Raw genomic sequence first — 12,940 nt, 5'->3', positions numbered from 1 at the left:
ACCCCCCCACCACACACGACCCCCACACCCCCCACCAACACCACCACCTCCCCCCACTCGACTCCCTCTGTTCCATCCAACGCAACGTTAACTACACCCAGATTCGTTGGCAGCGTATAGATCGCTTGATCTTCCAAGCTATACTTTAGACGATTCATCTGTTCGCCATAGATCTTCTTCAAGTTAGGAGCGTGCTCCTCAATCAGATCGGTCAGATCAAGCATAGCGCCGGCGTCAACTAACTTCGATAGATTGCCCTTTGGATAGATGATATCCGGGTAATCACCGCTCGCTGCCATCAGGGCGATCTTTTGCTCCCCACCATTGTTTACATCATACTCCGCATCAATCGTAACACCCGTTTGCTTCGTAATCTCCTGACCTACTTCGTCCTGCATTCTGTTCCAGTTAGGGCTTGCGTCAGCTCCGAAAAATGTAAATGTGACTGCATCAGTGCCTGTTGAGCCCTCAGATGAAGCATCCTTACTGCCTGAGTTGCCACAACCAGCTGTAACCAATAGCGCACTTGCCAGCATCAACATTGCAAATGTCTTTGGTGTTTTACTCTTCATTTTGCCTCTCATCGTGTATATCCTCCTCGTTAGTCAAGCCTTGAATAGGTACTACTATTCTGATTATCCGATTAAAGCGTTTGCTGAAAGTGATTACAATAAATTATAGGTGATCTTAAATTTCTCATCAATCTGTAGAAGAACCCCTTTTCAGGGGTTCTTCTACAATTATCCCTTATGTCATTCGGACATCCATTCCGAATTACTTAACGTCTTCACCAGTCCACAGTGCTACACGCTCTTTAATCCACACGGTGTATTGTTGCTCCATTTCTACTGCACCGGCTCTATCGATTTCAGCAATAAAGTCATCATACACTTTGTCGAAGTTTTCCGGTTTAGTCAGGATTGCTTCTGGAATACGTTTACGAATGATATCCTGTGTTTTTTGGAACGTCACGTTGTAATCTGTATCCGAAGGAACAGGCATGTTGTACGCCGCACCCCATGGTTTCAATGGCAATTCCTCCTCAGATGGGAAGAATTCTTTCCATGTTGTAATTCCATAAGCTTTCAACGTTTCTTTCTCAGCTGCAGTGTAACCTGCTACAATCTGCTCAGGGAAATTCGTTGTGTAGTAATTATCTGTGGCATCTTTAACACCATCGCCATATCTTGCGCTAAATACATTATACAATCCTACACCTGATTCTTTCGTGAAAGCAGTGTTATCATTTGTTTTGCGATCCTGAACATCTTCAGGGATAATACGTTTGCCATTCTCTACTTTATAATGTTCGCCTTCAATTCCCCAGTTTCTCAACACTTGACCTTCATCGGAAGCCATCCAGTCCATGAATTTAATAATACGTACTGGATCTTTAGCTTCTGTTGAGATTCCGAGTCCGTAACCGTCAAAACCAGTCGGTTGGAACGTATGATCAACAATATCTTCGTTCAATGATACGGAGAAGTGAGCATAAGTCGCATCGTCTTTACCCGCTGCTTTCAGCGCATTCTCTCCATCTTGATAGTTCCACTCTTGGTCAATTAGACCCAGTACACGTCCACTAGCAATTTTGGACTTATATTGGTCATCTTTTTGTACAAATGTATCTTTATCGAGAAGACCTTCAGCATACATGTGGTTCAACCAACGGAAATATTCTTTCTCTTCAGGACGTTTGTAGTGAAGCTGTGCTTCATACGTTTCAGGGTTGATATAGTACTCACCATCATCCGGACCACCTGTAGCTTGGAATGCTGGGTTGGTCACCGTGATCATAATTTTCCAATCATCTGCATTCAACGTCAGTGGGATCGTTGGTTGACCATCAATCGTTGGATGTTTAGCCACATACTCTTTGAGTACATTCTCGTAATCCTGTAGTGTTTTTATTTCAGGATAGCCCAATTCTTTCAACACACGTTGTTGAATTTCAAATCCACCAGTCGCATCGAATGCAACGTTATCAACGCCCATATTGGTTGGGATTGTATAGATTGCTTGATCATCCAAGCTATATTTCAGACGGTTCATCTGATCCCCGTAAATTTTCTTCAAGTTCGGTGCATGTTCTTCAATCAGATCCGTCAGATCAAGCATCGCTCCTGCATCAACGAGTTTGGACAGATTACCTTTTGGATATATCAAATCAGGGTAGTCGCCACTTGCTGCCATTAACGCAACCTTTTGATCGCCACCATTGTTCACATCGTACTCAGCTTCAATCGTAATACCGGTTTGTTTAGTTATTTCTTTACCGATTGCATCCTGCATTTTATTCCAGTTAGGACTTGCGTCTGCACCGAAGAATGTGATCGTCATTGGAGATGTTGTATCCCCTGTATCTACTGGTGTTTCTGATGCTGTATTGCCTCCGCAACCGGCTGTGATTGCTAATGCACTGGCTAACAGTAACATTGCAAACGTTTTTGGTGTTTTGCCCTTCATGTGTAATCCCCCTTATGGATATAATGAAGCTATATTTTGTATAACAGGTTGCCCTGCACATACCTTTACGTGGCTGACTGCACTCGATGTGACCCCTCTGAATAGACATTGTAAAAGCGCTTTCTGTTTTTTGGGTAAATGTCCGAACTGTAGATCGTTATCCCCTAATCCAGTTTATCACCATTCACTCACTATCATGCTGGTTAGCAATCGAACAAGCCAACAATGAAAGTGCTTTCATATTTGAATCATAAATGTTGTTATTATCCTTGTCAATAGCGAATTTATTTTACAGAAAACGTTTTTCGGAAAACGATTTAAATGTTATATTTCTTTGAACATATTCAAGGCATCTTTAACACTTATATGGTTTGGATTATCAAAGTCGAACTTTGATTTCAAACCACTACCTAACTCGGTTTTGGACAAATCAATGTAAAACTCGCCGCAGGTTAATCCCCCGATACGGTAAGCGCAGCCCCTAAGCCACGCCTACACGGTGTACCGCAGGTCTTCTACCCACCAAACGATTCAAGTCAATGAATTATGCTTTAACAGCTCCGAGTGTCATACCACCTACAAAATACTTTTGCAGGAATGGATAAACTAGCAGGATTGGAACTGTAGCGACGATCGTAATCGCCATCTTAATGGACTCTGGTGAAATCTGTGCCATCTGCTGCGCCATATCATTGGCGTTACGTCCAGCGCTTGAGCCCTGCTGTGTACTTTGCAGTACTTTCATGAGCTCGTATTGGAGCGTCGTTAAATGAGGTTTATTATTGTTATAGATGTACGTATCGATCCATTGGTTCCACTGCCCTACTGCCAAGAACAACGCAATGGTAGCAAGTACAGGTTTACATAACGGAAGAATGATTTTGTAATAAATGGTGAAGTCGTTCGCACCATCCAATTTGGCTGATTCCTGCAGTGCATATGGCAGACCGTCCATGAAGGAACGGATGACGAACACGTTAAAGGCAGAGATCATCAATGGGAAGATATAAATCCAAAACGTACCGATCAAGCTCAGATCGCGCATGAGGATATATGTCGGGATCAGACCACCCGAGAAGTACATCGTCAGAGCAAGTGATACAGAAACAAACTTTCTAATTTTAAAATCAGGCCGGCTCAGCGTATATGCAATCATCGAAGAACTGAGCAATCCAAGAAACGTACCGATTAGCGTACGTAATATTGAGATTTTCAAGCCCGTCAGCAAACCTTCGTACTGGAAAATAGTTTTATAGTTCTCCAGTGTAAATTCACGCGGCCATAGATATATTCCGCCACGAACCGTATCTGTTGAATCATTAAATGAGATCGCCAGTACGTTCAGGAATGGATAAAGTGTTACAATCAGCACCATGGTCATCGCGAGGATATTAAATATATTGAACACTTTATCGCCCCGTGTTGCATTGAATGCTTTGTTCGCCATAATGTCGTCCCCTCCCTACATGATGCTTTCTTTAGTGATTTTTTTGAACAATCCGTTCGCTGTAAACAGAAGAAGGATACTGACTACGGAGTTAAATATACCTATGGCTGTACCGTACGAGAATCGTCCTAGATATATACCATAATTCAATGCGTATAGGTCTAAGACTTCCGAGTAATCGGTGACAAGGCTGTTACCGAGCAAGAGTTGCTTTTCAAAACCTGTGCTAGTCAAGTGACCGATAGCCATGATGAACAGGACTGACATGGTTGTCCGAATACCAGGCAGAGTAATGTGCCACATCTGTCTCCAGCGGTTGGCTCCATCCACCCGGGATGCTTCATAGAGTTCTTGGTCAATGCCCGTAATAGCCGCCAGATAGATAATGGCATTCCAACCGGTTTCTTTCCACATATCTGAAGCGGTTACAATGTACCAGAACAGGTTACCTTGCGCCATGAATTGAATAGGTTCGTTAATAATATGAAGACCCATCAAGATGTCATTGATTACGCCTCCATCAGTGGAGAGCATTTTCGTAACGATCCCGGCAACAACGACCCAGGATACAAAGTGAGGAAGGTACGACACGGTTTGTACTGTGCGCTTCAAGAACACACCTTTAAGTTCATTCAAGAGAATTGCGAAGAAAATTGGCACGACAAAACCTACGACTAGACCCATGATGCTCATGGCTAGTGTGTTTCGTAGTACGAGATAGAAGCGTTCGTCACTGAACAATTCTACAAAGTGTTTAAAACCAACCCATTCTTGTTCACCGAACGATCTAGCTGGTTTATAGTTTTGGAATGCCATCGTCCATCCCCATAAAGGTAGATAGTTAAATACAAATACCCAAGCAACGAATGGCAATGACATGAGATAGAGAAACTTTTGTTGCTTAATGCTGTCCCAAATTCCGTTCCGGCCTTTTTTCGTAGGCGGATTGGGGTCACTGCTTCTTTTCGCGGAAGCGGATTTTTCTGTTAGCGTTTCCATCTCCGTTCCCCCTCCTCTGTTTTTATAAAACCATCATACTAGATAGAGCGTTTTCAAAATACCAGCTTGATTTTAGAGAAAATCATATAAAAATTAGATATACCCCTATAAAATCCGACATATTTGATTCAAAATCAGTTCATTTTAAGCATTTTAAATTCAATATATGAAATAAAAAGGAATTTACACGCCAAAATTACAATTTACGAAAACGTTTTTTCGAAATCGTTTACTTCCCATTTTTTCATTAAAAAATAGCCCTCTCGGGCTCTTCGAATTAGAGTGCAAAACGTATCGTTTGTAACTTCAATATGCCCAACAGTTCCCCCACAGACATAGCCGATTCAGGTTCGAATTGATCACTCAGCAGGTACGATACGATCTCTTGGAACAAATAGGCTACCTCCGGGCGCTTCATCCGAGACAGCTCGGTAAATGGTAATGAAGATACCAATAATTTTCCCTGTCCAACCCTCGCTTCAAAAGCATAGGTAAGACGTTTCGCTCGATGGAAGTGATCAATCACCTCAATTAAGGGTCTTACTCCCCGAAGCGTATCAAGACAGATCGCAGGTGTACCATTGACAAGGTGATACCACTGCCAATCCGAGGCATGATCGTAAGGGAAACGACCTAACATCGCGGTCTGCTCCTTCAAGTTTAACCCCATCGTTGCCCCCGGTTGGGTAGCAAACATCAGATAATTCCAGAACACAGGCAAATACTTTGTCTCTACCGGATCATATAGCCCCTCTGGTGGAGTCTGAATCCACACCTGTCCTCCATTAACTAGATAATCTAGTACGTTCGGTGTAAGGGACTTAGCAATAACAAGGTTGAATTGCGAACCTCTTCGTAATGTACTCCCATCTAGATGATCCACGTGATCCTGATGTGCCCCTAGCAGATGTGGCTGAAGCTCAGTCACACTGTTCCAGATGCGATGGGTCTGCTCATGTGTGCGGTAATGGGGAAATGACCAGCCATGCCACACATTCGCTGCAATCACCTTGTCGTCTCCTGAACGAATCTCTGCTTCTAGCTTAAAGGCCGTCGCGTGGTCTGAAGGCGCATGTATCGTTACGTATCCAAGAGGTAACACCATGCCTCGATCTACTTCTCCATAATGCCAATGTCCATCTTCTAAAACTACATTATTGCTTATCAGCTTCCAATGAACGATTGCGTCCTTAATGGGCTGCTGTCCATAATGAGATACTCGCGCTTCGACTTGTATCGCTTCACCAGCATAAAACGTCCGCTCTCTGCAGCTTAGGAGCAAGACCGTATTCTCGTTAAACTGTTGAAAATCTACTGGCTCTGCAATCCCTTTACTGTCCCAGAACACATCCAGAATGCCTGTCGTGGCATGCCCCTGTCCAGGAAAGTCACGGATATCCAGCAGCTGTATACCCGCTGCATTCGGGGTACGACGTACTCGCTCCATCGCTTCTTTTAAAGAACGCACCAGATGTGCGCCACTCGCTTGCTGGAATTGCTCCAGATCCGCAGCTACGCCTTTACGAGTTAGAGACTCTTCAATCGGTGGCAACCAGCTAGGACGAAGAACACCTGTATATTTCTCACGTTCTTCTGGACGTACATACATCGTGTATTGTGCATGCTCATGACCAATTACCGGGCGATCAGTCAGCCGGGTCACTGCTTGATAATCTAGCGTTGTATCCGGGACGGCGGACAACTCCGATTCCAGTGGAGGATGCCAGTTCAGAGATTGAATATAGAAATCCCCTTCCCGACCTTGAGCTGGGAGCTGACCGAATCCCGTGTTATCGGTATACAGACGAGACGGGTCAAGCGCTTGTGCCTTTCTCACCAGCTCATTTAATTCCGGATGACCGTTAGAACCAATCAACTCATTCCCCATAGAAAAGAGTACAAACGAAGGATGGTCATGCAGCGACGATAACAGACCTTCGAGCTCGTGAGTTAGATAGGTCAACACTTCTGCTGGTGCAGGCTGTTCTCGATTCTCGAATAATCGTGACCAATGCGGAAGCTCAGCCTGTACCAACATTCCCTCTTCATCTGCTGCTTCCCAGAAAGGTTGTGGTGCACTCCAGCCATGCAAACGCACATGGTTGAACCCGTATGACTTGGCAATCTGAAACTGCCGAACGTAGTGCTGCTTGTCCCAGACTGGATACCCTGTAAGTGGGAAAATACAGCAATCTACGTAACCACGCAGAAAAACTGGAATATCATTCAGCATCAGCTTCTGTCCATGAGCCTGGAAAGAGCGAACACCGAATGTTCGATGTTGCTGATCAAGCTGTTGCTCTCCATCATATAACCGAATCATAGCTTGATATAGTGAAGGAGACTCATCTGACCACAAAGCGAGAGATTGTTCCTGTGCAAGGTTTAATTGCAGTGGTTGAATCTCTGCAATCTGTTGCCCGTCTGCTTCTATTACTTCTGTTCTTTCATCGTCCTCATGCTTCCTTATCTCCACCTTGAAACTCTGATCATCCAGCCAGGTTCCATCAGGATGCCGAATCTTGATCTGTAACCGCAGAGCTGAAGACGTAATATTTGGGGCAACATGAATCATTCCTTTGATCGTTAGGGTCTCCTGCTTGGTATCAGGACATAGGCTCAGTTGGTCGATGCGGTTCATTGGTATGCACTCCAACGTTGCTCCGCCTGTAATTCCACCCCAAGCAGTGGCTGTGTGCAAGGAATGGATATGACTACCCGCTAGAGGAAGCTTCATCGTGTTATCAACACGCAGCTTCAATTCATTCCATGAACCTTCTTCGATCCAAGACGTAACATCCCACTCTTGTACGTTAACTAGACTGTCCCGTTTGCCTACGTGTTGACCATTCACCCAGAGATCTGTTGTCCAGCGTACTCCCTTTAGTTGCAATACATAAGCACATGCCGTATCCGTGGAAGCGATCTCAAAATTCCTTGTGTACCAGGCAGCTCCTTCGTACTCACGTACTTTAGTCCACGTGTCCACACGTTGATAGCTTGGCTCTTCACCGTACCCCTGTTCTTCCCACGAGCCGGGGACTTGAATCTCCCCCCATGCAGGATCATCACAGGATGGTGAAACTAGACTACCTGTATCATTGGCAGCAAGGCAGAATTGCCAGGTTCCGTTCAGGTTATATGTTTGACGAACAGTATTAGGATCGAATGATTGCATGCGCTTGTCGCTCCTCACCTTATCATTTACATTCAGTTTAAAAGGTACGTTCTGGGCTGTACCATTGCATAAACACGGAAGAGCATGGACTATCTCATGAAATGATAAGAACACCTACAGATAATCTACAGGTGTCCATGTCAATATTTCTGAAAACGTTTTACAAAAACCGAATAAGTACTAATCTTTATCTATGTCTAACTACTCTTCGCGCGTGTTTTCTCCAGGCTTCTCTTTGGATTGCAATTTAGTATGTTCTCTGGCGTGTTTATATGCTGACGGAGATTCACCTACATATTTTCTGAACTTTCCGTGGAAGTAATCCACATTGGCATATCCTACTCTCGCAGCAACCTGATGTACCTTTAACCCCTCGTTCAGCAATTCCTTCGCCTTCTCCATCCGCACCTTATCCAGAAAAGCATTAAACGACTCTCCTGTATGATTTTTGAACAGTTTCCCCAGATAACTACTATTATAGTTGAATACATCAGAGAGTACTTCTAGCTTCAAATTCTCACCGGGATTGCGCCGGATAAATTCAATCATTTGTTTCAACACGGTATCCGTACTCCCCCCACCCATACGCTGAATAAGGCGGTTCAGATGCTCAGCAGCCATCACTTGCAGATCCCGTAGTGTATGCTGATGATACACCTCGGTAATTAACATCGAATGTTCCTGCAAAATAGATTGCATCTGCTGATTGGCAGCAGCAAGTTTATTAATCGCCAAAGAGAATGTCTGGGAGAACGCCGTTTTGATCGCTTGTTCTGTTCGATGATAGGGCACAATTCGATCCTGCATCTCGCCAAGAACCCGCATCACTGATTCATGACTTCGAATATCGAGTGCATAGTACAGTTTGTCTGCAAGTTCAGCTTCATCCGGTTCAAAACTGTCTGGTCTGGAGTCTTCAATTGAATGGATGTGATTCTCACCAATGACCTGATCATTCCAGAGCATCAATCGCTCTTCGGAGAACAAGAACCGATCAGCCAACATGGCGTTTGCCTGACGATAGGACTTCGAGATCTCTGCTGTAGATGGGACAGGCTGACCAGCTGCCACATACATGTGAATATTCCATTCCCCTAATAGACTCCCTAGTTCATCATGAACATTACGGGCTCCATCGATAGAAGTAATCGGCTCTTTGTACAGCAGCCCTAATCCCGAATGGAACGAAAATACGATCCCCCGCTGCTGCTGATCAAATGCTTCAACCAGCTTGCGCTTAAGGGCACTACCTCGCTGCAGATCAGGTGCAGCATGAATCTCCAGCAATATGATCTGATATTGAGGCCACTTTAGCCCAAGTGCATCTTCTTGAGTGGTGACAGCACCTTCATGATTATCAAAAAGCAGCGCTTCAATCTGATGCTCTCGATATGCCGTATCCTCACCCGCATGACGTGCATTCGTCTCTCGTTCTCGTGTCAGCACGACAGATATACGCTGAAGCTCGCTAATGATCTCTTCTTCATCTACCGGTTTAAGCAGATAACCATCTACGCCGAAGCTGATCGCTTTTTTGGCATAATCAAAATCCGCATACCCGCTCAAGATAAGAAAATGGGCATCCGCATGATGCTTACGTACCTCTTCAATGACATCCAAACCCGTCATGCCAGGCATCCGGATATCGATAATCGTCAGATCTGGCTTGAGCTCGTCAAAACGTTCTATCAATTCACGACCGCTTGCTGCGGTACCGATGACTTCAAATCCATATTCTTCCCAGTTAATAATCGTTGTTAATCCCTCTCGAATACTGGGTTCATCATCTACCAAAAACACTCTATACATGCTGGTTCCCTCCTGCTGGCAAGGTGAAAGAAACCTCTGTTCCTTCCCCGTACACACTCTTGATCTGCAATCCATGAGGCTCGCCGTAAGTCAGCGTCAACCGCTGGTGTACATTGCGTAGACCGATTCGGCTCTTCTCCTGTTCCTCAGGTCCACAGATGAACTGCATAACCTCACCCAACCGTTCTGGGGTAATGCCTGCTCCATCGTCCTTTACATGAACCTGAATTACTTCATCCATCGGATAGATGCTAATGTTCACACGCACCGTACCCTCTTTATTTTCTAGACCATGCACGATGGCATTCTCCACAAGGGGTTGGATGATTAATGGAGGTATAGAGATTTTCTCTACCTCTGGATGAATATCAATGACGAATGCGAGACGATCACCATAACGAAATTTCTGAATTTCCAAATAAGAACGTACCATTTCAAGTTCTGCCTTAAGGGTTGTTTTGCCGCTACCAATCTCTAAACTCTTACGCATAAGCTTGCCTAACAACCGCACAATATTGGCGATCTCCGCTTCCCCTTGAATATGGGCTTTCATACGGATGGATTCCAAAGCATTAAATAAAAAATGAGGGTTGATCTGGCTTGCCATCATTTTCAGTTTAATCTCTTTTTGGGCGATTTCCAATTGTGTATTCTGCTCAGAAGTCTCTACAACCTGGGTCATCAGATCATTAATACTTTTCACCATATAATTGAATTGTCTAGAAAGTTGTCCGATCTCATCATTGCCGTCAATGCGTGACGTGACATTCAGATCGCCTAGCGCAAGCTTATTCAGATGTCTACTAAGCCGCAGCAAGCGGTTAGACGTGAGGAATGAGATGATATACACCAGCAACAGTGCAATCACCAGCACCAATATCATAAAACTCATACCAATCAAGCTGATTTTATTGGCATCCTTCACTATATTTTTGGTCGCAAACACCGAAATGACCTTCAGGCTATTGATACTGTACATAGGGTTCAGTTCATCAATCACAATGTTGGAAGGTTCTCCTTGGAAGTCAGCCTCCAACGTGCCTTTTGCTTGATTCTGGAGATCGATGCCAAAATCGAGTTGATTCAACGTTTGACCTACTAGCTCCGTATTTTTGGCTGCAACGATATAACCCTGCTCGTCCGTGATCAGCGTCTCAAATGGCTCTTGGCGTAATAATTCATTGAGTTCATCCTGATTGATCCCAATCATAAGAACACCTTCGGTACGATATTCGGGAAAAGGCACTTTACGAACCAAGCTCAGTTTGTGTACTGGATTGTCTTCCTTGTTAGGGATGTAAAACCATCCGATGCTGGTTGAAGTAAGCGCCTTCTGATACCAGTAGCTATCCTTCGTTTGTTGATCCACCGGAATAATTTCCAGATTATTAATCAACGTTGGGTTGGTAGAATAGAAACGAATGCCCGCGACCTCACGGTACTGACGCTTGTACTCTTCAAAATCCTTATATGCCAAATACGCCTTCGTCAGTTCCATCACCGATTCATATCGTGTGTTCACAATTTTCTCCAGATCCTTGTTGAACATTAGAATGTTGGATATATCTGTTGGCACACGCAGCAATGTGGCTGTCTGACTCTTAATTTTGTCCACGTTATTAATAGTTTGTTCGATGGCATTATCCAGCGCCTGTTGCCGGAAATATGCCGTGACAGCCAGACCAACGATCAAGACCGGAACCATGACGACGAGTACGTAGGAGATAAGCAATTTATGCTTCATTTTGAGATTGTTCGATATTTGAATTAGCCTCTTTAACATGTCTGCACCTTCCGTCATCTTGTACAAGCGCTTACATATATAAGAACAGGTTTATGCTAACCTTGCCTTCTTATATATCTTATCATACCACGGAAAAAGCCCTAATCAGGGCTTAATCTTACTTTTCAACCAGAAGAAAGTTGTTCGGTCTTCAAAATAAGGTCAATACATGATAATCCGTGCGATCCAGGTTCATTTGTCTACCCAGGCTCCTTTTTTTCAAGACATTTGTCTTAGATTATCATACATTCGCAATCATTTGCAGTGGAGAGCTCCTTCAACCATACGATAAAATTTAATACATCGATAATTCTTCAGTATTCGTGCATGTACAAAAACTTTGGAACAACCTCTATTCGTACATGTACTGTGTACAACAAGTTTCTTAAAAGGAGCGATTACATCATATGCCTATGATATCTTTTTCATCAAATGGCGAAACTGCCTTTCAACGTCTACTTGGTCACAATCCATCCATCATGCTGCACTGGAATGCATTGGGAGATACCCTAGCTGGGGATCATTTGTTATCCGCCAAGCTCAAGGAGCAGGTAAGGCGAGCACTCGCTCATCGGAACGGCTGTATGTATTGTCGTGCCAAAGGGGCTCCTGATCCGAACCCCAAAGAGGCCGCCATGAGTATGGCGACCGGACTTGCGGAGTTATTTGTCCAGACGGGTGGCAATGTGGACTCTGCGGTTTTCCCCGTTCTACGTGAACATTTTACCGATGCTCAGCTCAGTGAGCTCTGTGCCTGGATCTGTTTTACTATCGCATCCCAATGGTTCGGCGCAGCGCTACAACTTGATGCACCGAGTGAATCCGATTGATTATGGACGTGGCGTCTCTACACCATTAAGGATCAATTGCGGATGAATGTCTGCACTTAGTGAAGCGGATACCGCGCAATACTTCTCTTCTGCCATCTGGATCGCTTTCCAGATCCGGTAATCCGGAATATCTCCGTCAACTTTGAAAATTAGGTCAATGGAAGTGAAGCCTTTGGGCATCCCTTCACTGCGTGTACCTTGTGCCTCAATTTCAATAGACGTGATCTTGTCCAAGAACGCGTCCAGAATCATCGTAATATCGATGCCCATGCAGCCGCCAAGACCTGCCAGCAGCAGTTCCATTGGTGTCGCTCCTTGGCTATCTCCGCCATAAGCAGCCGTTGCATCCATACCTACAGCGTAGCCAGACGGACCTTCAGACGTAAACGCGCGTTTGCCTTTCCATACCGTAGTTACATTCATGATGT

General features: G+C 44.5%; 9 protein-coding genes. 1 reads left to right on the top strand and 8 read right to left on the bottom strand.

Translation table 11 applies throughout. From position 1 onward, the window contains the following. From MH215_RS26250 to MH215_RS26220, 7 genes are all read right to left on the bottom strand, one after another. The coding region (locus tag MH215_RS26250) for an extracellular solute-binding protein (RefSeq protein ID WP_239293940.1) at positions 1-584 on the bottom strand (584 nt) is incomplete at its 3' end. Between the two features lie 190 nt (positions 585-774). Then, complete coding sequence (locus MH215_RS26245; RefSeq protein ID WP_239293939.1) at positions 775-2,466, bottom strand: ABC transporter substrate-binding protein; 1,692 nt, start codon at positions 2,464-2,466, stop codon at positions 775-777. Between the two features lie 544 nt (positions 2,467-3,010). Then, positions 3,011-3,913 (bottom strand): carbohydrate ABC transporter permease, encoded by a 903-nt coding sequence (locus MH215_RS26240; protein WP_239293938.1) that lies wholly within the window; start codon positions 3,911-3,913, stop codon positions 3,011-3,013. A 15-nt stretch (positions 3,914-3,928) separates the two neighbouring features. Then, positions 3,929-4,912 (bottom strand): ABC transporter permease, encoded by a 984-nt coding sequence (locus tag MH215_RS26235; protein WP_239293937.1) that lies wholly within the window; start codon positions 4,910-4,912, stop codon positions 3,929-3,931. A 277-nt stretch (positions 4,913-5,189) separates the two neighbouring features. Continuing rightward, a complete protein-coding gene (locus tag MH215_RS26230; protein ID WP_239293936.1) occupies positions 5,190-8,090 on the bottom strand; it encodes a glycoside hydrolase family 2 protein in 2,901 nt (966 codons plus the stop codon). Between the two features lie 201 nt (positions 8,091-8,291). Beyond that, entirely contained in the window at positions 8,292-9,899 is a 1,608-nt protein-coding gene (locus MH215_RS26225; RefSeq protein ID WP_239293935.1) for a response regulator transcription factor, read from the bottom strand. Beyond that, positions 9,892-11,682: a sensor histidine kinase gene (locus MH215_RS26220; RefSeq protein WP_239293934.1), complete on the bottom strand. Its 1,791-nt coding sequence runs from the start codon at positions 11,680-11,682 to the stop codon at positions 9,892-9,894. The genes MH215_RS26225 and MH215_RS26220 overlap by 8 nt, the downstream gene beginning before the upstream one ends. 407 nt (positions 11,683-12,089) lie before the next feature. On the opposite strand from MH215_RS26220, the gene MH215_RS26215 reads away from it, so the two are divergent. Beyond that, positions 12,090-12,512, top strand: a complete 423-nt coding sequence (locus MH215_RS26215) for a carboxymuconolactone decarboxylase family protein (protein ID WP_239293933.1) — start codon at positions 12,090-12,092, stop codon at positions 12,510-12,512. On the opposite strand, the gene MH215_RS26210 is transcribed toward MH215_RS26215, so the two are convergent. Next, complete coding sequence (locus MH215_RS26210; RefSeq protein ID WP_145051767.1) at positions 12,513-12,935, bottom strand: OsmC family protein; 423 nt, start codon at positions 12,933-12,935, stop codon at positions 12,513-12,515. Positions 12,936-12,940: the final 5 nt, after the last annotated feature.

Source organism: Paenibacillus sp. ACRSA, from assembly GCF_022346845.1.
Taxonomy (GTDB): Bacteria; Bacillota; Bacilli; order Paenibacillales; family Paenibacillaceae; genus Paenibacillus.
Note: the sequence above shows the minus strand (reverse complement) of the source record. Positions and strands in the feature narration are given on the sequence as shown.

Excerpts from the sequence above, each read along its gene's own strand:
- MH215_RS26245 (WP_239293939.1), bottom strand. The coding sequence starts at position 2,466 with ATGAAGGGCAAAACACCAAAAACGTTTGCAATGTTACTGTTAGCCAGT.
- MH215_RS26240 (WP_239293938.1), bottom strand. The coding sequence starts at position 3,913 with ATGGCGAACAAAGCATTCAATGCAACACGGGGCGATAAAGTGTTCAAT.
- MH215_RS26225 (WP_239293935.1), bottom strand. The coding sequence starts at position 9,899 with ATGTATAGAGTGTTTTTGGTAGATGATGAACCCAGTATTCGAGAGGGA.
- MH215_RS26210 (WP_145051767.1), bottom strand. The coding sequence starts at position 12,935 with ATGAATGTAACTACGGTATGGAAAGGCAAACGCGCGTTTACGTCTGAA.
- MH215_RS26220 (WP_239293934.1), bottom strand. The coding sequence starts at position 11,682 with ATGTTAAAGAGGCTAATTCAAATATCGAACAATCTCAAAATGAAGCAT.
- MH215_RS26215 (WP_239293933.1), top strand. The coding sequence starts at position 12,090 with ATGCCTATGATATCTTTTTCATCAAATGGCGAAACTGCCTTTCAACGT.
- MH215_RS26235 (WP_239293937.1), bottom strand. The coding sequence starts at position 4,912 with ATGGAAACGCTAACAGAAAAATCCGCTTCCGCGAAAAGAAGCAGTGAC.
- MH215_RS26230 (WP_239293936.1), bottom strand. The coding sequence starts at position 8,090 with ATGCAATCATTCGATCCTAATACTGTTCGTCAAACATATAACCTGAAC.